General features: G+C 44.7%; 21 protein-coding genes and 5 tRNA genes. 24 read left to right on the forward strand and 2 right to left on the reverse strand.

The genetic code is table 11. The features are described 5' to 3' along the window. Nucleotides 1–21 precede the first annotated feature (21 nt). From mnmG to ABMB67_RS19550, 6 genes are all read left to right on the forward strand, one after another. Entirely contained in the window at nt 22–1908 is a 1887-nt protein-coding gene (mnmG, locus tag ABMB67_RS19525; RefSeq protein WP_251224661.1) for a tRNA uridine-5-carboxymethylaminomethyl(34) synthesis enzyme MnmG, read from the forward strand. A 14-nt stretch (nt 1909–1922) separates the two neighbouring features. Next, nucleotides 1923–2636 (forward strand): 16S rRNA (guanine(527)-N(7))-methyltransferase RsmG, encoded by a 714-nt coding sequence (rsmG, locus tag ABMB67_RS19530; protein WP_354573089.1) that lies wholly within the window; start codon nt 1923–1925, stop codon nt 2634–2636. A gap of 195 nt (nt 2637–2831) precedes the next feature. Further along, the gene (gene noc, locus ABMB67_RS19535) at nt 2832–3671 is read left to right on the forward strand and encodes a nucleoid occlusion protein (RefSeq protein ID WP_251224659.1); all 840 of its coding nucleotides are present in this window, start codon (nt 2832–2834) and stop codon (nt 3669–3671) included. A 338-nt stretch (nt 3672–4009) separates the two neighbouring features. Continuing rightward, nucleotides 4010–4810 (forward strand): ParA family protein, encoded by an 801-nt coding sequence (locus ABMB67_RS19540; RefSeq protein WP_285890600.1) that lies wholly within the window; start codon nt 4010–4012, stop codon nt 4808–4810. Next, on the forward strand, nt 4791–5645 hold the full coding sequence (locus ABMB67_RS19545) for a ParB/RepB/Spo0J family partition protein (RefSeq protein WP_354573090.1): 855 nt from the start codon (nt 4791–4793) through the stop codon (nt 5643–5645). Before ABMB67_RS19540 ends, ABMB67_RS19545 begins: the two co-directional genes overlap by 20 nt. A 91-nt stretch (nt 5646–5736) precedes the next feature. Further along, nucleotides 5737–6888: an aminotransferase class V-fold PLP-dependent enzyme gene (locus ABMB67_RS19550; protein WP_354573091.1), complete on the forward strand. Its 1152-nt coding sequence runs from the start codon at nt 5737–5739 to the stop codon at nt 6886–6888. Nucleotides 6889–6932: 44 nt separating this feature from the next. On the opposite strand, the gene yyaC is transcribed toward ABMB67_RS19550, so the two are convergent. Next, the gene (yyaC, locus tag ABMB67_RS19555; RefSeq protein WP_251224656.1) at nt 6933–7574 is read right to left on the reverse strand and encodes a spore protease YyaC; all 642 of its coding nucleotides are present in this window, start codon (nt 7572–7574) and stop codon (nt 6933–6935) included. A gap of 82 nt (nt 7575–7656) precedes the next feature. On the opposite strand from yyaC, the gene ABMB67_RS19560 reads away from it, so the two are divergent. From ABMB67_RS19560 to rpsR, 6 genes are all read left to right on the forward strand, one after another. Then, nucleotides 7657–8673, forward strand: coding sequence for a YkvI family membrane protein (locus ABMB67_RS19560; protein WP_251224655.1), 1017 nt, complete (start codon nt 7657–7659; stop codon nt 8671–8673). Nucleotides 8674–8758: 85 nt separating this feature from the next. Further along, complete coding sequence (locus ABMB67_RS19565) at nt 8759–8956, forward strand: DUF951 domain-containing protein (RefSeq protein ID WP_251195500.1); 198 nt, start codon at nt 8759–8761, stop codon at nt 8954–8956. Between the two features lie 103 nt (nt 8957–9059). Continuing rightward, nucleotides 9060–10160, forward strand: coding sequence for a redox-regulated ATPase YchF (gene ychF / locus ABMB67_RS19570; protein WP_251224654.1), 1101 nt, complete (start codon nt 9060–9062; stop codon nt 10158–10160). Between the two features lie 238 nt (nt 10161–10398). Further along, nucleotides 10399–10686, forward strand: coding sequence for a 30S ribosomal protein S6 (gene rpsF, locus ABMB67_RS19575; RefSeq protein ID WP_251195502.1), 288 nt, complete (start codon nt 10399–10401; stop codon nt 10684–10686). Between the two features lie 24 nt (nt 10687–10710). Further along, entirely contained in the window at nt 10711–11202 is a 492-nt protein-coding gene (ssb, locus tag ABMB67_RS19580; protein WP_251224653.1) for a single-stranded DNA-binding protein, read from the forward strand. A 71-nt stretch (nt 11203–11273) separates the two neighbouring features. Beyond that, nucleotides 11274–11507, forward strand: coding sequence for a 30S ribosomal protein S18 (gene rpsR, locus ABMB67_RS19585; protein ID WP_251224652.1), 234 nt, complete (start codon nt 11274–11276; stop codon nt 11505–11507). A gap of 181 nt (nt 11508–11688) precedes the next feature. Here rpsR and ABMB67_RS19590 read toward each other — a convergent pair whose 3' ends face one another. Next, nucleotides 11689–12006: a hypothetical protein gene (locus ABMB67_RS19590; RefSeq protein ID WP_354573092.1), complete on the reverse strand. Its 318-nt coding sequence runs from the start codon at nt 12004–12006 to the stop codon at nt 11689–11691. Nucleotides 12007–12443: 437 nt separating this feature from the next. Between ABMB67_RS19590 and ABMB67_RS19595 the strand changes: the two genes are divergently transcribed. The 12 genes from ABMB67_RS19595 (at nt 12444) to ABMB67_RS19650 (ending at nt 21408) form a co-directional block, all read left to right on the forward strand. Next, nucleotides 12444–12566, forward strand: a complete 123-nt coding sequence (locus tag ABMB67_RS19595; protein WP_354573093.1) for a hypothetical protein — start codon at nt 12444–12446, stop codon at nt 12564–12566. Then, on the forward strand, nt 12556–13335 hold the full coding sequence (locus ABMB67_RS19600; RefSeq protein ID WP_354573094.1) for a collagenase: 780 nt from the start codon (nt 12556–12558) through the stop codon (nt 13333–13335). The genes ABMB67_RS19595 and ABMB67_RS19600 overlap by 11 nt, the downstream gene beginning before the upstream one ends. Nucleotides 13336–13713: 378 nt before the next feature. Then, nucleotides 13714–14640: a YybS family protein gene (locus ABMB67_RS19605; RefSeq protein ID WP_354573095.1), complete on the forward strand. Its 927-nt coding sequence runs from the start codon at nt 13714–13716 to the stop codon at nt 14638–14640. Nucleotides 14641–14651: 11 nt separating this feature from the next. Beyond that, on the forward strand, nt 14652–16619 hold the full coding sequence (locus tag ABMB67_RS19610; RefSeq protein ID WP_251224650.1) for a DHH family phosphoesterase: 1968 nt from the start codon (nt 14652–14654) through the stop codon (nt 16617–16619). Then, nucleotides 16619–17062: a 50S ribosomal protein L9 gene (rplI, locus tag ABMB67_RS19615; RefSeq protein ID WP_251224649.1), complete on the forward strand. Its 444-nt coding sequence runs from the start codon at nt 16619–16621 to the stop codon at nt 17060–17062. Before ABMB67_RS19610 ends, rplI begins: the two co-directional genes overlap by 1 nt. Nucleotides 17063–17333: 271 nt before the next feature. Continuing rightward, entirely contained in the window at nt 17334–18698 is a 1365-nt protein-coding gene (gene dnaB, locus ABMB67_RS19620; protein ID WP_251195508.1) for a replicative DNA helicase, read from the forward strand. A 237-nt stretch (nt 18699–18935) separates the two neighbouring features. Continuing rightward, complete coding sequence (locus tag ABMB67_RS19625; RefSeq protein WP_251224648.1) at nt 18936–20222, forward strand: adenylosuccinate synthase; 1287 nt, start codon at nt 18936–18938, stop codon at nt 20220–20222. A 353-nt stretch (nt 20223–20575) separates the two neighbouring features. After that, a tRNA-Lys gene (locus ABMB67_RS19630) sits at nt 20576–20651 on the forward strand. Nucleotides 20652–20665: 14 nt separating this feature from the next. Continuing rightward, nucleotides 20666–20740, forward strand: a tRNA-Glu gene (locus tag ABMB67_RS19635). Between the two features lie 19 nt (nt 20741–20759). Beyond that, nucleotides 20760–20836 (forward strand) — tRNA-Asp (locus ABMB67_RS19640). A gap of 27 nt (nt 20837–20863) precedes the next feature. Then, nucleotides 20864–20939 (forward strand) — tRNA-Phe (locus ABMB67_RS19645). 396 nt (nt 20940–21335) lie between these two features. Next, nucleotides 21336–21408, forward strand: a tRNA-Thr gene (locus ABMB67_RS19650). The last annotated feature ends 311 nt before the right edge of the window (nt 21409–21719 follow it).

A 21719-nucleotide genomic window follows, 5' to 3' on the forward strand; every position in this document is an offset into this window, starting at 1 on the left:
GATATAAGGAGGTAGTTGAAAATGAGTTATGATGGTGGTCATTTTGACGTGATCGTCATTGGAGCCGGCCATGCAGGTGTCGAGGCGGGGCTTGCCTCTGCAAGAATGGGCGCGAATACGCTTATGCTGACGTTAAATCTTGATGCCGTGGCGTTTATGCCATGTAACCCTTCTGTAGGAGGCCCGGCAAAAGGGATTGTTGTCCGGGAAATTGATGCGCTTGGCGGTGAAATGGGCAGAAATATCGATAAAACCCATATTCAAATGCGAATGCTTAATACGGGGAAAGGCCCGGCAGTAAGAGCGCTGCGGGCGCAGGCTGACAAATTCATGTATCAGCATGAAATGAAAAAGACGATTGAGGAGCAGGAAAACCTTTTGCTCAGACAGGGAATGGTCGAGCGTCTGATCGTCGAGGATGGCGTCTGCCGAGGAGTAGAAACGAATACCGGAGCAAAGTATTATGCCAAGGCTGTTGTGATTACGACCGGAACGTACTTGCGCGGAAAAATTATCCTCGGGGAGCTGGCGTACGAAAGCGGGCCGAACAATATGCAGCCGTCTGTGCAGCTGTCTTACCATTTACAGGAACTCGGGTTTGACATGGTTCGCTTTAAAACGGGCACACCGCCGCGTGTGAACGGGAGCACGATCGATTATTCGCAGACAGAAATTCAACCGGGAGATGACCAGCCGCGGGCATTTTCCTATGAAACGACGAAGTATATTACCGATCAGCTTCCGTGCTGGTTAACGTATACGAGCGAGGAAACCCATCAGATCATTTCCGGCAATTTAAATCGTTCGCCGATGTATTCCGGGGTCATTGAAGGGACGGGACCGCGTTATTGTCCATCAATAGAAGATAAGATTGTTCGCTTTTCGGATAAGCCGCGTCATCAAATCTTTTTGGAGCCTGAAGGACGCAATACATCTGAAGTATATGTACAGGGGCTGTCAACGAGCTTGCCGGAAGACGTCCAATTAAACATGTTAAAAAGCATTCCCGGGCTGCAGGAAGTGCGGATGATGCGTCCTGGTTATGCGATTGAGTATGATGCGATTGTGCCGACGCAGCTCTGGCCGACATTGGAAACAAAAGCTGTTGAAGGCTTGTTTACCGCCGGCCAAATTAACGGAACATCCGGTTATGAGGAAGCAGCCGGACAAGGAATTATGGCAGGCATTAATGCAGCCCGCAAGGCAAAGGGGGAGGAGGGCGTTATTCTTGACCGCTCTGATGCCTATATCGGCGTCCTCATTGATGACCTTGTCACAAAAGGAACGAATGAGCCGTACCGCCTGCTGACATCACGGGCTGAATATCGCCTGCTTTTACGCCATGATAATGCCGATCTTCGTTTGACCGAGCTTGGTCACCAAATCGGACTCATTCCAGACGAACGATACGAGCGTTTTTTGGTGAAGAAAGCGCAGATCGAGGCGGAGAAAAAGCGGCTTGAATCGATTATCGTCAAGCCATCGCCCGAGCTGGCTCAACTGTTGGAAGAAACCGGATCAGCACCGTTGCAGGAAGCAGTTCGCGCGACGATGCTCTTAAAGCGCCCGGAGCTCGGCTACAAGGATGTTGCTAAAGTGATTGAGCCGCCGTCAGAGACGTTGAGTGAGGATGTTACGGAGCAGGTTGAAATTCAAGTGAAGTATGAAGGGTATATTGAAAAGCAGCTTCAGCAAGTGGAGCGAGCGCAAAAGATGGAAAACAAAAAAATCCCAGAAGATCTTGATTACTTTGCGATTAACGGTCTTGCTTCAGAGGCTAAGCAAAAACTGAGCGAGGTTCGACCGCTGTCCGTTGGTCAGGCTTCTCGTGTATCCGGTGTGAATCCGGCGGATATTTCCATTTTACTCGTTTATTTAGAACAAGGCAGATTGGCAAAAATCCAATAAAACGGAGCGAACGGATGAGTAAAAAACAATTTATACCTTTATTAGAAGAAAAAGGAATAAAGCTGTCGACGAAACAGGAAGAGCAATTCTTTTCGTATTTTCAGCTGCTTGTCGAATGGAATGAAAAAATGAATTTGACGGCGATCACCGAAGTCGATGAAGTATATATGAAACATTTTTATGATTCCTTGTCGGCTGCTTTCTACTATTCCTTTCAACCGGGTCAGCGCTTAATTGATGTTGGCGCTGGTGCCGGTTTTCCAAGCATTCCGCTCAAGATTCTTTTTCCTGAGCTGCATGTCAGCATTGTTGATTCCTTAAAGAAACGAATCCATTTTTTAGAGCATCTTGCCGCGGAATTGGAGCTTACGGATGTGTCATTTTATCATGATCGCGCGGAAACATTTGGTCAAAACCCTTTGCACCGTGAGGCCTATGATATTGCCACTGCCCGGGCGGTGGCGAGAATGTCGGTTTTGGCTGAGCTTTGTTTGCCGCTGGTGAAAAAAAATGGCGACTTTTTGGCGATGAAAGGGGCAGGAGGAGCAGAAGAGGTGGCTGATGCTTCCAAGGCTTTATCATTGCTCGGAGGGGAAGTTGTGTGCGACTATCACTTCCGCCTGCCAATTGAAGAAAGCGAACGGCATATTATTCATATTAAAAAGAATAAACCTACACCGAAGAAATACCCGCGCAAACCTGGAACACCGAATAAAGCGTCTTTATAAAAAAGATGTTTCACGTGAAACATCGACTCATTGTTTCACAGGCTGCTGCAAAGCAACTTTTGGCATAGCCTCACGGAAATTTCACTTGACGGTATCTTATGTGAGCGATATAAAAGAACTAGAGAGAAAAGCAGGACATGATTAACAAATGTCGAATGTAGAAAGACGGTTACTATCAGAAGGTGGTGTCAGGCGATGAAGCAACCGTTTTCCCGCCTTTTTGGCTTTAGTGATAAGCAGGAAGAGGTTGAAGTGAGTGGGAATGAAGAGGTAAAGCAGCTTAAAATTACCGAGATTGTTCCTAATCGTTTTCAGCCCCGGACCGTATTTGACCAGGAGCGAATTGATGAGCTAGCCCAAACGATTCGTACCCATGGTGTCATTCAGCCAATTGTGGTCAGAGAACGTGACGGAAAGTATGAAATCATTGCAGGGGAAAGAAGATGGCGAGCTGTAACGTCACTCGGATGGGAAACGATCCCTGCCATTATAAAAGAATTTAATGATTCCCAGACGGCTTCTATAGCTTTAATTGAGAATCTCCAACGAGAAGGGTTGACGGCGATAGAAGAAGCGGTCGCTTATGCGAAATTAATTGAAATCCACGGATTAACCCAGGAAAGCTTAGCCCAACGATTAGGAAAAGGCCAATCAACGGTTGCCAACAAGCTGAGATTGCTTCACCTTCCGGAAATCGTACAAACAGCTATCATGAACAGGGACATATCAGAACGGCATGCGCGCGCGTTATTAGCCTTAAAGGATCAACAGCTTCAAACTAAGCTTTTGGATGAAATAAAAGAAAAACAATTGAATGTGAAACAGACAGAAGAGAGGGTCAAACTCCTTCTTGAGGGACAACCTGCCCCGAAAAAGAAGCCAAAAAGAAAGTCCTATTCTAAGGATATGCGGATTGCGATGAATACGATCAGACAGTCAGTTGATATGGTCATGAAAAGTGGGTTACATGTCGATACAGATGAAGAAGAACATGAGGAATTCTATCAATTCACCATTCGCATTCCAAAGAAATAAAATAGAGAATGGGGCGAAAGGTTGTTTTAAGCAATGAATGTAACCGTCACGATCTTCTAAAGCCCGTTGTGAGTAGGTTTCTCACAACGGGCTTGTGGCGAGGATAGCCATTCCCAACAGATTAACTTGATTCTATTATTTATTTTTGGAAGAACGTTCAGGAAGTAGTATCGTTCTGGATGTTGTCTCCCCTGACAAAAAAGATTGTCGGGGGTTTTTTTAAAAGGTTGAAGCTGAAAAGACGATAATTGGTTATTTTGACATCCGCAGAAGTTACGATTTATAACTTTCTGAAAACGAATGCAAATAATTATGGTAGAATAAAAGCAGCAATGCGAATGTTTGGACGGAAAGCAGGTGACAGTGTGGCCAGAATTATTTCTGTAGCGAATCAAAAAGGTGGCGTCGGAAAAACGACGACAGCTGTCAATTTAAGCGCGTGTTTAGCTCATTTAGGCAAAAAGGTATTGCTTGTCGACATCGACCCACAAGGGAATGCAACAAGTGGGGTTGGTGTGGAGAAGGGGGAAGTCGATGAATGCATTTATGACATTCTTGTGGAAGATGTAGACGCGACTGAAGTCATTCGTTCTACTCCTTTAGCAGGGTTGGAAGTTTTGCCTTCAACGATTCAATTGTCGGGCGCTGAAATCGAGCTCGTTCCGACGATTTCCCGGGAGGTTCGTCTGAAAAGAGCGTTAGCCGCCATCTCTGATAAATACGATTATATTTTTATTGATTGTCCACCTTCCTTAGGTTTATTGACGATTAATGCACTGACGGCTTCTGATGCAGTATTAATCCCGGTTCAATGTGAATATTATGCACTGGAAGGATTAAGTCAATTGCTGAATACGGTCCGACTCGTGCAAAAGCATTTAAATACAGAGCTTGAAATTGAAGGAGTACTGCTAACGATGCTTGATGCCCGGACGAATTTGGGGATCCAGGTGATTGATGAAGTCAAAAAATACTTCCGAGAGAAAGTATTTGAAACAATCATTCCACGAAATGTTCGTTTAGGAGAGGCTCCAAGTCACGGACAGCCAATTATTGTCTATGACGCGAAATCACGGGGAGCCGATGTCTATATAGAATTAGCAAAGGAAGTGGTAGCAAGTGGCGAAAGGGTTAGGTAAAGGGTTACAGGCGTTATTTCCTGACCAGACAGGTGAGCTGAAAGATCAGATTGTACAAGTTGCCATTAAAGAATTGCGACCAAATCCGTATCAACCTCGCCAATCATTTTCAGATGAATCGATTGCGGAGCTTGCTGATTCCATTACCGAGCATGGCATTCTGCAGCCAATCACGGCGAGAAAAAGCATCAAAGGCTACGAAATTGTAGTTGGCGAGCGGCGCTATCGGGCTGCACAAAAAGCCGGTTTGAAAGAAGTTCCCGTCATTGTAAAGGAATTTGACGAACAGAAGATGATGGAGCTCGCTTTGATTGAAAATTTACAGCGGGAAGACCTGAATCCAATTGAAGAGGCTGTCGCTTATGAAAAGGTGATGGAGCAGCTCTCGTTGACCCAGGAGCAGCTGGCGGCCCGTCTTGGAAAAAGCCGTCCTCATATTGCCAATCATCTGCGGCTGCTGCAGCTTCCAAAAGTGGTGCAGCAATTCATTTCAGACGGCAAACTTTCAATGGGGCACGGCCGCGCTTTGCTAGGGTTAAAGGATAAGAGAAAGCTTTCTGCTCTTCTTGAAAAAATCTTACAGGAGAGATTAAGCGTTCGTGAGGTTGAAAGCCTGGTCAATCAAGTAAATGAGCATGTTCCACGTGAAACAAAACGAAAAAAAACAAAGCTTTCTCCATTTTTGCAGACTCATCAAGAGGCGCTACGCAGCCGCTTAGGTACATCAGTCGCGATTAAACCGGGAAAGCGAAAAGGGAAAATTGAGATTGAATTTTTTTCGGATGAAGATCTGGAACGAATCATTCAATTGTTAAATGTGGAAGAAAAGGTGTAACATGAAAACTGGCTCATTGATAGTTGAGTCAGTTTTTCTATTTATAAAACGACGTGAATGAACAGATAAATAAAGAAGAGGAGACTAAGAGATGATTTATTTTGATCACGCTGCTTCTTCATTTCCAAAGCCAAAAGCGGTTGCTGATGCCATGTATGAAGCGGTTACGCAGTATGCTGCAAATCCAGGGCGCGGCGGACATGTTCTCGCTGAACGTGCCCGCCTGGCAGTAGATGAGGCAAGAACAAAGCTGGCAACGTTCTTTGGTGCGCCACATCCCAAACATGTCTGGTTTTATCAAAATGCGACGATGGCGTTAAATCAAGCCTTGTTCGGATTTCGCTTTGCCGAGGGCGATCATGTCGTCACGACAGCATTTGAACATAACTCTGTGCTGCGGCCGCTTGAACGACTGAAACGAGATAAAGGGATAGATGTCACCTATGTAAAGCCAAATGACGAAGGTGAAATTACAGCTCAGGCGTTGATCGAAGCATGCACAGCGAAAACAAAAATGTTCGCCATCAGTCATGCTTCTAACGTAACGGGTGCGTTTGTTCAAATGAATCAGCTGGCTTCCTTCGCAAAAGAAAATCAGATTGCTGTTCTGCTTGACGCTTCCCAGACAGCAGGAACGTTGCCGATTGACCTAGAGAACGATGGGATCGATCTGCTCGCTTTTGCTGGTCATAAATCGCTGCTCGGTCCACAAGGGACAGGTGTTCTCATAAGCAGGGAAGATTATGACTTGCTTCCTCTCGTTGAAGGGGGAACGGGGAGTTATTCTGAGCTGCCACATCAACCGCATATATGGCCGGACCGATATGAAGCTGGTACCTTGAATACCCCGGGTATTGCCGGTCTCGCGGCAGGAATCGAGGCGATCATTGAAAAAGGGGTCACATCGATTTATGAGCATGAGCAGGCGTTATTAACACTTTTTATAGAAGAGACAGAGCAGATCAGCGGACTGAAACATTACGGCCCGATGGATTTGTCGAAACGGGTCGCTGTTGCTTCTTTTTCTTTGGAGGGGATTGGCAGTCATGAACTGGCGATTATTTTGGATGAACATTATCAAATTGCTGTGAGGGCCGGTCTTCATTGCGCTCCGCAAACCCATCAAGTGCTCGAGACGAGTGACAGTGGGCTCGTTCGCGTCAGTTTCGGTCCCTACAATACAAAAGAAGAAGTAGAGACGCTCATTCGAGCATTAAAGGAGATCCAACAGGCTTTCGGATAAGGTTCCATGAGGAAATAGGGATGGTTCAAAAGGCTGGTTACTCCTTATGAAACATCCCCTTCTTTTGAGGTTGATTTTAAGCTGAGAGCACGGAAAAAGGAAGGACGTGTTTCCTTTTCAGGCAGCTTCTCGTCTGCCTTTTTAATAGAAGCTGCCATCGTCTCAGCCATTTGAACGACGGTAAACAGCCGTGTATTTTGGAGAATGAAATAATCCATCATTCCGCCAATATTAACAATCCCGGTCATATGAATATCGCCAACTTCGGGGAGTTTCTTCTGAACCGCAGCTCCGGGATGGAGAGGTCCTTCAGCTAATGTAATTTTGCCAACTCCCGATAATCGTCCTAAACAAGCATCTATCGCCAAAATAAAAGAGCGTGGATGCTTATTTTTGATGTCCGCTAATTTGTCCTTTAAATTAACTGCATGGACAGGATGCTCAAGCGTCCCGTACACGATAAAGTGGCGCAGGTTTTGATGGGCAAGAATGGAGCCAATTAAAGGTCCCAATGAATCGCCGGTTGAGCGATCTGTCCCGATACAAATAATAACCAAATCGGATCGCGTATGGTTCTTCGTCATACAAGTGAGCTGATCTGCTAATACGTCAATAACTCCTTCTGCTTCCATGTGAACACGTAAGGGAGAATGTTTTTTTGCGAATAGACGATGGTTTGTACTCATATCATCGCCTCCTTTACCATAATAGTAATAGTATACGGAAAGTTTTTCCTTTCTATACATACGGATTAAAGGAGCGATGGGGATGTGGGCAAATGGACTGAAATGGATGTTCCTGATCATAGGAACGATGATCGGGGCAGGCTATGCTTCCGGCAGGGAATTATGGGAATTTTTTGGAGCGGAAAGTGGACTAGCAATTCTATTATTTACCATTCTTTTTACAATTTGCTGTATGGTGATTATGACGATCAGCTATACGCATAAATCGCGCCATTATCTCCCCGTCCTCCAGCTGTTAATGGGAAAGCAGCTGACGAAGCTCTATGATTTTATGATTATGCTTTATCTTTTTTCAACGACCGTCATTATGCTGGCCGGGGGAGGGGCGACGCTGGAAGTATTTCAGTTTCCTTATTGGCTCGGAACCGTTATTTTAGGCGGCTTTGTCGTTCTCTTATTCGTGTGGGATACGAAAGGGGTGACAGCGATGAATGCGATTCTAATTCCAATTTTGATTTTTTGTCTAGTTGGAGTATTAATTGCTTTTCAGTCGCTGCAGGGCTTTCCAATTCACCTTTCTTTGGACGAGCAGAGCAACTGGCCGTCGGCTTTAACTTTTACTGCCTTGAATATTTTGCCACTGGTCGCCGTTTTGGCGGCAATTGGCGATGAAATGAAGCATAAGGGGGAAATTTGGATTGCCAGCATTGGCAGCGGTCTCGCGCTTGGAAGTGTCTCCTTTCTTTATAATGAGTCCCTTCTCCAGGTCGCAGGCGATATTATGCTTTACGAAATTCCGTTATTCGCCATTTTAAAGCACTATCCTTATTATATGGTGTTAATTATGACCTTGCTGTTGTGGATGGCGATTTATACGACAGCCGCGGCGGGAGTATTTGGGCTGCTTTCGCGGATGAAGGACTGGATCAAAGGACCGGCGTGGCTGCTCGCTTTATTGCTGATTGCCATCATGTCGCCGTTGACGACGTTCGGCTTTTCCAACTTAATTGCCATTCTTTATCCGTTATATGGGGTACTGAATTTATATGTTTTCGCTGCAATTTTGCTTTATCCGATTTTTCATCATCGTTCGCTGTAGAAGATAGAGAGGACGGCTATTCCTTCCAGCCTGTTTCGTGTATAATAGACGAGCATAGGACAGTAGAGGGAAGGAGGCACCTGGCATGGCTGATAAGGAGTTTGCATTGCATGATGTCGTGGAGATGAAAAAGCAGCATCCATGCGGAGAAAACCGCTGGAAAATCATCCGAATGGGGATGGATGTCCGGATTAAATGTCTTGGTTGCCAGCACAGTGTGATGCTACCCCGTAAAGAATTTGCAAAAAAAATGAAAAAAGTGATTGAGAAAGCAGGCGAATAAGCGCACGGAGCGTTTGTCTTTTTCACAGGAAATCTCTATAATTGGTATCATTATCATAGAAATGAAGCGATAGATGAAAATAGAACGAAGGAAGTGAGTCGTCATGGCCTTAACAACAGGTATTGTCGGTTTGCCGAACGTAGGTAAATCGACGCTTTTTAATGCAATCACACAAGCAGGAGCGGAATCCGCCAACTACCCATTTTGCACGATTGATCCAAATGTCGGCATTGTCGAAGTGCCCGATCACCGTTTGCATACATTAACCGAGCTGGTCGAACCGAAAAAAACAGTTCCGACCGCCTTTGAATTTACCGATATTGCCGGGATTGTCGAAGGAGCGAGTAAAGGGGAGGGATTGGGAAATAAGTTCCTTTCTCATATTCGCCAAGTCGATGCGATCTCCCATGTCGTTCGTTGCTTTGCGGATGAGAACATTACCCATGTCGCCGGAAGCGTCAACCCGCTTAATGACATTAAAGTTATTAATCTTGAGCTGATCCTCGCCGACTTTGAAACAGTGGACAAGCGTATTACCCGCACGGCGAAGCTCGCGAAAACGAAAGATAAGGACGCTGTCGCTGAACTGGAAGTGCTGGAATTGTTGCGCGATGCGTTTGAAGAGGAAAAGCCGGCGCGCAGTATTGAGTTTACCGAAGAACAACAGAAAATCGTCAAACAGCTCCATCTGTTAACGAGCAAGCCGGTGCTTTATGTCGCCAATGTCAGCGAAGAAGATCTCCTGTCGCCAGAAGATAATGATTATGTGAAGCAGGTGAAGGAATTTGCGGCCGCTGAAAATAGCCAGGTGATCGTCGTCTGTGCGAAAATTGAAGCGGAAATTGCCGAGCTTGAAGGAGAGGAAAAGCAAATGTTCCTTGAAGAGCTCGGAATTCAAGAGTCGGGGCTTGATCAATTGATCCGCGCCGCCTATGAATTGCTCGGCTTGCAAACATACTTTACAGCTGGTGTTCAGGAAGTACGTGCCTGGACATTCCGCAAAGGGATCAAAGCACCGCAGGCCGCGGGCATTATTCACTCTGACTTCGAACGCGGCTTTATCCGCGCCGAGGTGGTTTCCTATGAAGATCTCGTCGATGCCGGCTCCATGACCGTCGCCAAGGAAAGAGGGAAAGTACGGCTTGAAGGAAAAGACTATGTCGTTCAAGATGGGGACGTCATTCATTTCCGTTTCAACGTATAAAGTCCAACAATGTCGATGTACAATTGAGCAGATTCGCCTGCTGTTTTGAGGGTGTGCCAAAGGCCAGCTTTTTTCCTTTTGGCACGCCTTTTGTTTTGCCGCTGATCAACTGGAAAATAGCTTGCAGTCGATCATTGGTTCTGGTATAATCTATAAATGCGAGTAAAATGACTCCTTATTGATGAGTTTTGCTCCTTGCTCCAAAACGGAGCCGTTAGACCAAAAGGAGGTGACCGGAATGCGTAAGTACGAAATTATGTACATCATCGCTCCAAACCTAGAAGAATCAGCAACAAAAGAGATCATTGAACGTTTCAATGGTGTTTTGACAAACAATGGAGCTGAGATCGAAAAGGTAGAAGAGATGGGCAAACGTCGTTTAGCATATGAAATCAATGATTTCCGTGAAGGTTTCTATGTGCTTCTAAATGTACAAGCCAACTCTGAAGCGATTGCAGAATTCAACCGTCTAATTAAGATTAACGACAACGTGATTCGTGTTCTTATTACAAAAGACGAAGATTAATGAATACAATGGGGAGGGGTATGGATGCTTAACCGAGTCGTGCTTGTAGGACGCTTAACGCGTGATCCTGAGCTTCGCTATACGCCGAATGGCGTTGCGGTTGCGAATTTCACATTAGCGGTAAATCGCACATTTTCCAATCAGCAGGGCGAACGCGATGCTGATTTTATCAATTGTGTCGTTTGGCGGAAGCCTGCCGAAAATGTGGCGAACTACTTGAAAAAAGGCAGTCTTGCTGGTGTAGATGGCCGAATTCAAACACGCAGCTACGACAACAACGAAGGTCGTCGTGTCTTTGTAACTGAAATTGTCGCAGACAGTGTGCAATTTCTTGAGCCCCGCGGTGCGAGCCAAGGGCAGGGAAATGATTATTTCGGTGGTCCGCCTTCAGGTGGCAACGACTTTGGGAATCAGCAGAACCCTAATCAGAACCGATCATCTGGCGGATTTAATGATGATCCATTTTCCAATGATGGAAAGCCAATCGATATTTCGGATGATGATTTGCCGTTCTAATCAACCTCTCTCCTTAGTCGATCCGTTTATGAAAATAAAGATACTATTTTATAGGAAAGGAGTGCTGTCAAATGGCTCGTCGTGGTCGTCCAAAGCGTCGTAAAGTTTGTTTCTTTACAGTAAACAAAATTACAAAAATTGATTACAAAGATACGGATCTTCTGAAGCGTTTCATTTCTGAGCGTGGTAAAATCCTACCTCGCCGTGTAACTGGAACGTCAGCGAAGTATCAACGTCAATTAACAATCGCAATCAAGCGCGCTCGTCAAATCGCTTTATTGCCTTATGTATCAGAGGTTAACTAATTATTATTTAAAGCATAACAGTCTACTTGCTGTTGTGCTTTTTTTATTCCTTTACATAATGGCAGCGTTCCTATGTAGTCACCCGCACTATATCCAGTACTTGAACCAATAAATTGAACCCAAACATTAAAGGGAGATTTTGCTTTTTTCACTGTCAAGCACGGCTTTCTGAGGAGTGCCTTTAAAATGGATTTTGACCTTTTAAAAAAGGAATAAAAACTATGTAAATGGAACAGGTAAATAGCAACCAAAATAAAAATGATTTCATTCTTCCTTCGAAATAACTATTCTTTTTTTGTGTTATAAAGAAAGCTGCTATAGAGTATAGTACAAATAAAAAGTAGGATAACCCAAACCAGTTTATCCATGTATTTCCCATAAAAAGTATACCGAAGCTCTCAAGAATTTTTTTATATACGTCTAAGGTCAGAAAAAAACCTATTATAATAAATAGTAATACCTCAAGCATAATCGCTACATCTTTTTTCCACATTTGCATAATATCAACTCCAAATTATATTAATGATTATTATGATTTGAAAAATTGTATTTGGCAAGCTGAAAATCCATATAATCCCTTTCTTATCTTTGCTATTAAGAAAGGTTGTGGTATTGTACTTAAACTATTGGGAGCTTTAGTGCTCTTGAACTCTAATATTAAAAGCGGTATGTGTGCTGTCAAATGGCTCGTCGCGCTCGTCAAATCGCTTTATTGCCTTATGTTAGCGAAGTTAACTAATATGAATGAGACACAGTGTTTATCACTGTGTCTTTTTATGTGTGATATAATTTTAAAGTGATTGGTCAGGAAATTGGATGGGATAGCCCCGTAGGTGAAGTATAGAGGTGTGGCTAAATCAATAGAGTTATACATCTTTACTGAATTAGGAATAAATAAAAGCCTTTTAATCTTGAAACAGGTAAGGGGGTTGCTCTTTGAAAGTGGAAAAGGTCGAAAGTCTTCATGGTTACTTACAGTTGATAGATGACAAGATGGCACAATCATCTGAAGAGGTTTCTAAACTATATAATTTGAGTGAACAAATAAATGGTTTATAAAAAAATGCTTCCATTTGCTTTAAGTTTTATTATTACTTGCGTATTGATGGTTTTCTTACTATCAATTCACACAACAAATATTGGAAAACTTTTAGAGGAGGAAGAATTTCAGGTAATAGATGGGGTTACCATATATAACTCGCTAAACGACGAGTTAAATAACATAATAATTAAGGAAATAACACGACTAAGAAAAGAACTAAACAGTATATTTGAACCATTTAATGTAGACGAAGGATTAAACATAATGATTTTTGATGACCTTAAAGTTTTACAAAAATATTCTAAATTAGACGATGTTGGAGCATTCTACGCTAATGAATATAATTTAATTTCTCTAGTTATACCTCAGTCACTTAACAATGAAGCAGATGTTTGGTTTTTTAAAAGAGATTTACGTCACGAATATACACATTATTATTTGTCTAATTATTTAACTGTAAATAAAATTAGTGACTTACCAAAATGGTTTGATGAAGGGTTAGCTGAATATGTTGCGATTACCATGGATGGAATTGAGGCTGTAGACCCATTAAAGGAAATTATTAATTTTGAATTATTAAAAAGTAGAAAAGATTGGGCTGAAATGAGAGGAGAAAATGCTCAAGTATATCTCCAATCACACAAAGCAATTGTATATATCGTAGAAAATAATGATCTTAACATTGTAAAAAAAATCATTGATGATAGCAAAAGGTTAGGATTTTCAGATTCTTTTAAATATCATACTAATATAGAAGTAAGTCAATTACATAAAATAATTAATTGACTTACTTCTATTGTAAGGGTCAAATCATCCCCCTGATAAATATCAAACCTCAACAAATGTTGATACATCCAACCATAGATAAGGTTTAGCCATATATTCGCACCATAAAATTCAGGTTTGTCACGTATATTGCCTTATATATCAGAGGTTAACTAATTGGATTTCAATCAGGCTGTTGAGTATATCGCTCAGCAGCCTGTTTTCATTCACTCGTCTTCAGGAAGATGTGACAATCCTCGGCGTTCGCTTTAATTTTGCGGCTGGATACGCTAAAATAGACAAGGATATGGGAAACCATCAAAAATTGTGAGGACAAATGAAAACAAAGGATGTAGCTTCGGCAGTAATGACTGCGATGTTAAAAAATGAGGTGGATATGTGAAAGACATAAGAACACTGACAGAAGGGGCTATTTTGGCCGCTGTGTTTGCGATTCTTTTACTGGTGACAGCATATGTTCCGCTTGTCGGGATGATTACGCTCTGGGCGCTGCCGCTCCCGTTTGTGATTTATGTGCTGCGGCGCGGTTTAAAGGCCGGCTTTATGCTCGTGGCGGTCGCCTGCTTTCTTGCTTTTCTGGTCGGAGGACTTCCTTCTGTCCCGGCGGCGCTTGTATTTGGAAGTGCCGGGTTAGTCGTTGGGGAATTATACCGGCGGGAACAACCAGGATTGACAGTTTTAGTCGGCGCGGGCTTAACATATACCGTTAACATGCTGCTCGTTTTTTTAGGGCTGGTTTTCCTATTAGGAGAAAATCCGATGCAAATGGCAGTGGATTTAACCCGCGAACAAATTGAATTCGCTGAATCAGCTTTTGATATGCCTACTGAGTCTGTGGCCCAAATGAATGAGATGCTCAACCAGCTTGGCTATTTAGCGCCTTTAATGATCGTCGGTGCGGGAGTGTTTTGTGCGCTGATTACACTATGGATCAGCCGCCTTGTCCTACGCCGGTTAGGCCATGAGGTTAACGGACTGCCTCCGTTTCGCGAGTGGCAGTTTCCAAAATCATTTCTGTGGTATTACTTAATTGTGCTAATCCTTGCGATGGGTGGATTCGAACAAGGGACGACGATGTATGCGATCGTCTGGAACCTGTTTCCTCTGCTTGAGATTATATTAGCGGTACAGGGATTTGCCTTTATCTTTTTCTTTTGTCATCACCGAGGAATTTCGAAGGCTGTACCGATTCTTTTAGTCATTTCAGCGATCATCATGTCGCCTTTATTGTTCATCATTCGAATTCTGGGAATCATTGATTTAGGCTTTGACTTGCGAAAACGCGTCATAAGCCAGAAAAAATAGGAGCTGACATTATGCCTGAGTTCTTAATGAAACGGTGGCACGGCTACCACGTCAAAGCTCTGTTTGCTGTCGCTGTTCTCTTTCTTGGCATCTTGACATTTTTTCAATGGCAAATAGGAGTGGTTGGCTTTATTCTACTGGGAGTGTTAGCGATTTATTCTGCTCAGGCCAAACGCTCCTTTGAGCGGGAACTTGAGCATTATGTCATGACGCTGACCTATCGGGTGAACAAAGCCGGAGAAGACGCGGTTACCAAAATGCCGATCGGTATTCTTCTTTACAATGAAACGGGAAACATTCAGTGGGTAAATCCGTTTATGGCGACGTTGATTGACGAAGACCTGTTAAATAAAGGGTTGGAAGAGCTGAGTGAGGAAATCGTGGAAATGCTTCGTCAAGAAGAGGATGAGAAGGTCATCACGCTAGAGGACCGCTATTATCATGTGACGCTTGAAAGGGAGGAGCGCCTGATATACTTCCTTGATGTGACCGAAAAGGAGAAAACGAAGGAACGCTTTGAAGAAACACAGACTGTTGTTGCCCTGATTTATTTGGATAATTATGATGAAATCACTCAAGGCATGGAGGACCAGGTTAGAAGCCGTTTAATCAGCCAGGTGACAGCTGCCCTCAACAACTGGGCAAATGATAACGATATGCTGTTAAGAAGAACGTCGTCTGACCGCTTTATCGCGGTGTTTAATGCGAAAACACTGGAAATGATTGAAGGGCAGCGGTTTGACATTATTGATGAAATTCGCCAGCTTACCGGAAAAGATAAAGTGCCGATCACCTTAAGTATCGGTGTCGGAACGGGGGAGAATTCATTAAGAGAGCTGGGCCAGCTTGCTCAATCAAGTCTTGATCTCGCTCTTGGACGTGGAGGAGACCAGGTGGCGATTAAACAAAGGAATGGCAAAGTCCGCTTTTACGGTGGTAAATCAAATGCGATGGAAAAACGGACACGGGTGCGGGCACGCGTCATTTCTCATGCTTTGCGTGATTTCGTGCTTGAATGTGAAAAAGTGATGATCATGGGTCATCAAAATCCGGATATGGATGCGATTGGCGCGGCGATCGGTGTGCAGAAAATTGCTGAAGTGAATGGCAAGGAAGGCTATATTGTTCTTGATCCGAGCGACATTAACCATGACGTTCAGAAGCTGATGGAGGAAGTTGAAAACCATGACCATCTCTGGTCACAGTTTATGACACCGGAAGAAGCAGAGGAGCAGATTACGCCACAGACGCTGTTAATTATCGTTGATACTCATAAACCGTCGATGGTGATTGAGCCCGCGCTGCTGGACCGGGTAGAGCGGATTATCGTGCTTGACCATCATCGGCGCGGCGAGGAATTTATAAAAGACCCTGTTCTCGTTTATATGGAGCCTTATGCGTCATCAACTGCTGAGCTCGTTACCGAGCTGCTGGAGTATCAGCCGAAGCAGCTGAAAATGGATCGGCTCGAAGCAACCGCTTTGCTGGCGGGAATCATTGTCGACACGAAAAGCTTTGCCGTGCGCACCGGCGCTAGAACCTTTGATGCGGCTTCGTTTTTACGTTCAAACGGAGCAGATACGACGCTCGTACAAAAGCTGCTGAAGGAGGATCTTGAGCAGTATGTGAAACGGGCAAAGCTCGTCGAAAGCGCCGAATACTACCGCGATGGCTTGGCGATTGCGGTAGCGGAGGAAGAAGAAACCTACAGCCAGATTATTATTGCCCAGGCTGCCGATACGTTGTTGAATATGAAGGATGTCGTTGCATCATTCGTTATTTCCAAACGAAAAGATGGTATGATTAGTATAAGTGCCAGATCGCTTGGGGACTTCAATGTTCAGCTGATCATGGAAAAGCTAAATGGCGGAGGGCACCTCTCCAACGCAGCTGCGCAGCTCGAGGAAGTGACGATTGAGGAAGCGAAAGAGCGGCTGCAGGAAGCGATTGATGATTATGTTGAAGGAGGTCAATCATAATGAAAGTCATATTTCTAGAGGATGTAAAAGGAAAAGGGAAAAAAGGCGAAACAAAAAATGTTTCTGAAGGCTATGCCAGAAACTATCTTATCCCCAATCAGCTTGCTGTTGAAGCGACAAAAGGCAATATGAAAAACCTGGAAGCGCAAAAGAAAAGTGAGCAAAAGAAGCAGGAAGAAAACCTCGCTGAAGCTGAGGTCTACAAAGCGGAGCTTGAAGCGCTTGAAGTGAAAATCACAGCGAAAGCCGGGGAAGGTGGACGCCTGTTCGGAGCGATTTCCACAAAGCAGATTGCCGAAACATTGGCGAAGATGAAAAAGAAAGTCGATAAACGGAAAATTATGCTTGATGAACCGATACGTTCATTGGGATATACAAACGTCCCGATCAAAATTCATCCGGAAGTGATCGCAACCGTCAAAGTCCATGTCGTAGAAGAATAACAGCATAAGAGAGAAGGGTGACAAAAACGAGTGTTCTCTTGACCAGTGGTGGTATAATTAGGGCTGAACTAGCTTATCCATTCACTAGGAAGAGGAGGCATTCGCGGATGTCACCCTTTTTCAAAGTTTACAATTTTGTAGGTTAATTCGCGTGAAAATGTCGGCTGGGGCCCGTTACAAAAATACGTAGCAGCTCTGGACGGCACTTTTGTGGGATAATTTGAGGAAGGCACTGGCTCCGCACCGTGCTTCTATGAAAGGATGAACATGCATGAGTGATCTGTTTGCTGATCGCACACCACCGCAGAATATTGAAGCTGAACAGGCCGTACTGGGCGCTATTTTTCTGGCCGATGAAGCCCTTGTGACAGCTTCTGAACGTCTTGCACCTGAAGATTTTTATCGTGCGGCTCACCAGCGGGTATATCAAGTCATGCTTGAACTGGCTGAAAAGGGAGAGCCGGTCGATCTTGTAACGGTGACAGCTGAACTCCAGGATCGCAAATGGCTCGATGATATTGGCGGCGTCGCTTATCTCGGCGACTTGGCCAATGCTGTGCCGACGGCGGCCAATGTGGAGTACTACAGCAGGATCGTTGAGGAAAAGTCCCTATTGCGCCGTCTGATCAAAGTGGCGACGAGCATTGCCGCTGAAGGCTATGCAAGTGAAGAAGAAGTCGACGCGATTCTCGATGAAGCGGAAAAGAATATTCTCGATGTCTCACAGCGTAAAAATACAAGTGCCTTTATTTCGATCAAAGATGTGTTGATCGAAACGTACGATAAAATCGAAATGCTTCAGCACCATAAAGGGGACATTACTGGGATTCCAACTGGATTTGTTGAGCTTGATCGCATGACGGCAGGCTTTCAGCGGAATGATTTGATTATCGTCGCTGCCCGCCCGTCAGTCGGTAAAACGGCATTTGCCCTAAACATTTCGCAAAATGTTGCCACCCGTACCGACGAAAACGTCGCGATCTTCAGCCTGGAAATGGGGGCGAGTCAGCTTGTTCAGCGGATGCTTTGCGCAGAGGGAAACATTGATGCCCAGCGGATGCGGACAGGGGCGCTTAATACCGAGGATTGGCAGAAGCTGACGATGGCGATGGGGAGCCTGGCGAAAGCGGGAATTTACATCGATGATACGCCGGGTATTAAGGTCAATGATATCCGTGCCAAATGCCGGCGCTTAAAGCAGGAGCACGGACTTGGGATGATTATGATTGATTATTTGCAGCTCATTCAGGGCAGCGGCCGCAGCGGGGAGAACCGCCAGCAGGAAGTATCTGAAATATCGCGCTCGCTAAAAGCAATTGCCCGTGAACTCGAAGTGCCTGTAATTGCGCTCTCGCAGCTTTCCCGTGGCGTGGAATCAAGACAGGACAAACGTCCGATGATGTCCGATATTCGGGAATCGGGAAGTATTGAGCAGGATGCCGATATCGTCGCTTTCCTTTATCGCGATGATTATTACGATAAGGAAACGGAAAATCAGAACATCATCGAGATTATTATTGCCAAGCAGCGTAACGGCCCGGTTGGAACCGTGGAGCTGGCATTCGTAAAAGAATACAACAAATTTGTCAATTTGGATCGCCGTCATGATGAACGCGATATGCCGCCGGGAGCTTAAATAAGCTTGCGGTATTTTTTTTGAATTTGTTAAAAAAGGAAAAATAGGGCCAAAGGCTGAACGCTTGTTGGGCGGCATGACTGTCCCGTGCGAATAATCGAATATTTAACGAACAAAACTAGATCTCTATGAATCCAATGTTCGGATTTTCGTTGACGGCGATAGAGGGAATTGGTATACTTAACAAGGCTTTGGAAAAAACTTGACTATATGATCGTTAAGGTGGAGGTGCATCAAATGTCATCAGTTGTAGTCGTTGGTACCCAATGGGGAGATGAAGGAAAAGGAAAAATTACAGATTATCTTTCTGAAAAGGCGGAAGTCGTTGCTCGTTACCAAGGTGGAAATAATGCTGGTCACACGATTGTCTTTGGAGGAGAAAAATACAAGCTTCATTTGATTCCATCAGGGATTTTTTATAAAGATAAAAGATGTGTTATTGGAAACGGGATGGTGATTGATCCGAAGGCGCTTATCGAAGAGCTCGCTTACTTGCATGAGCGCAATGTCGATACGAGCAATTTGCGGATCAGCAACCGGGCCCATGTGATTCTTCCGTATCATTTAAAGCTTGATATCGTCGAGGAAGACCGTAAAGGAGTAAATAAGATCGGCACGACGAAGAAAGGGATCGGCCCGGCTTATATGGATAAGGCGGCACGAATCGGTATCCGGATTGCCGATCTGCTTGATAAGGAAGTCTTTGAAGAGAAGCTTGAGCGTAATCTAGCTGAAAAGAACCGCATGTTTGAGAAGTATTATGAAGTGGAAGGCTTTACAAAGGAAGAGATTCTGGAAGAATATTTCGAGTACGGCCAACAGATTGAAAAGTATGTTTGTGATACATCGGTTGTGTTGAATGACGCCCTTGATGAAGGAAGACGCGTGCTTTTTGAAGGAGCGCAGGGGGTTATGCTTGATATTGACCAGGGGACATACCCATTTGTTACATCGTCCAACCCAATTGCCGGCGGCGTTACGATCGGTTCAGGCGTTGGTCCTTCCAAAATCAACCATGTGGTCGGTGTCTCAAAGGCGTATACGACGCGGGTTGGAGATGGTCCTTTCCCGACAGAGCTTCATGATGAAATCGGAAACCAGATTCGTGAAGTAGGAAATGAATACGGTACGACAACAGGCCGTCCGCGCCGTGTCGGCTGGTTTGACAGCGTCGTCGTTCGTCACGCTCGTCGTGTCAGCGGCATTACTGATCTTTCTCTTAATTCAATTGACGTGCTGACAGGCATTCCAACTTTAAAAATTTGTACGGCTTATAAGTACCGTGGCGAGATCATGGAAGAATTTCCGGCCAGCTTAAAAGTACTGGCGGAATGCGAGCCTGTTTACGAAGAGCTTCCAGGCTGGGATGAGGACATCACAGGCGCGAAGTCATTAGGTGAGCTTCCAGTCAATGCCCGTCATTACATTGAACGCGTTTCGCAATTGACAGGCATTCCGTTAACGATCTTCTCTGTCGGACCGGATCGCAGTCAAACGAATTTAGTACGCGGTGTATTTGCCTAAATAAATGAAGTAGGAAATGGTGTCCGCTGACCGCGCTGCAGCGGACGCCTCCGTTCCTGCCATATGTTTTTTTCTCTTTGCTTTTACACCCGTTTGAGCGGTGTGCCAACAAGGAAACAGCTTTGCCACATCATCTTTACGTTCTGATTGGAAAAGCACTTGCATCGGGCGTCATTTTTCGCTATCCTGTAAAGAGTACGGATCAGAACGCGATCCGGGAAATAAAAACTTTTTCAAAAAAATTGTTGCGCATCGATAGGCGCTATGCTATTATAAATCTTGTCGCTAAGATAACACTCATTTGAAGATGCCATCCTCAACAAAGAGATGCAACATTTGAGCGAGGGAGCTAGGAGCCATTAGCTCAGTTGGTAGAGCATCTGACTTTTAATCAGAGGGTCGAAGGTTCGAGTCCTTCATGGCTCACCATGTTTACGTTCACTGGCCCGTTGGTCAAGCGGTTAAGACACCGCCCTTTCACGGCGGTAACACGGGTTCGAATCCCGTACGGGTCACCATACATATTTTAGCGAAATTGGTCCGGTAGTTCAGTTGGTTAGAATGCCTGCCTGTCACGCAGGAGGTCGCGGGTTCGAGTCCCGTCCGGACCGCCATTTCCTTACTCATATCCTATACAGAATGGCTTGGTAGCTCAGTCGGTAGAGCAATGGACTGAAAATCCATGTGTCGGCGGTTCGATTCCGTCCCAAGCCACCATTTTTATTTTCAACGAGTCGTCTCGACGCAGCCTGCCTCGAAGCATAATCAGGCAAGAGGAAGAGACACAATCTCAGCATAAAATAAGGAACACTGTCTATACCATGCCGGTCTAGCTCAATTGGTAGAGACGAGCAAAAGCATCGTCGAATAAACGGCGAGTTGTCTCGACGCAGCCCGCATCGAAGCAAAAGCTGTCAAGAGGAAGAGACACAGTCTCAGCATAAAGTAAGGAATACTATCTAAACCATGCCGGTCTAGCTCAATTGGTAGAGACGAGCAAAAGCATCGTCGAATAAACGGCGAGTTGTCTCGACGCAGCCCGCATCGGAGCATAATCAGGCAAGAGGAAGAGACACAGTCTCAGCATAAAGTAAGGAATACTATCTAAACCATGCCGGTCTAGCTCAATTGGTAGAGCAACTGACTTGTAATCAGTAGGTTGGGGGTTCAAGTCCTCTGGCCGGCACTTCTCAAATCCACATGGGTATCTGTGTGGATTTTTTCATTTGTCAGGCTGCGCTGAATCTTTAGCCGGAGGCACTGTCACGACAATAGGCGGGGAAATTCAAAAAGCGACTTCCAAATTTAGCTAAAATTCTAGTAATGTAACAACAATATTACAATCTTTTATCATTTTTTTTCATTTGACCCCTGACCTTAATAGTATGCTAGAATGGAGAAGGTTGACGAATAGTGTCAACCATTGTTGTACTGTCGTGTCAGGGGATAGTAAGGGATCCTTCCTGGTTCTATACGGAAGGGGAGTTTTACGGGGGG

The organism is Halalkalibacter oceani (genome assembly GCF_040544555.1).
GTDB lineage: Bacteria > Bacillota > Bacilli > Bacillales > Bacillaceae_D > Halalkalibacter > Halalkalibacter oceani.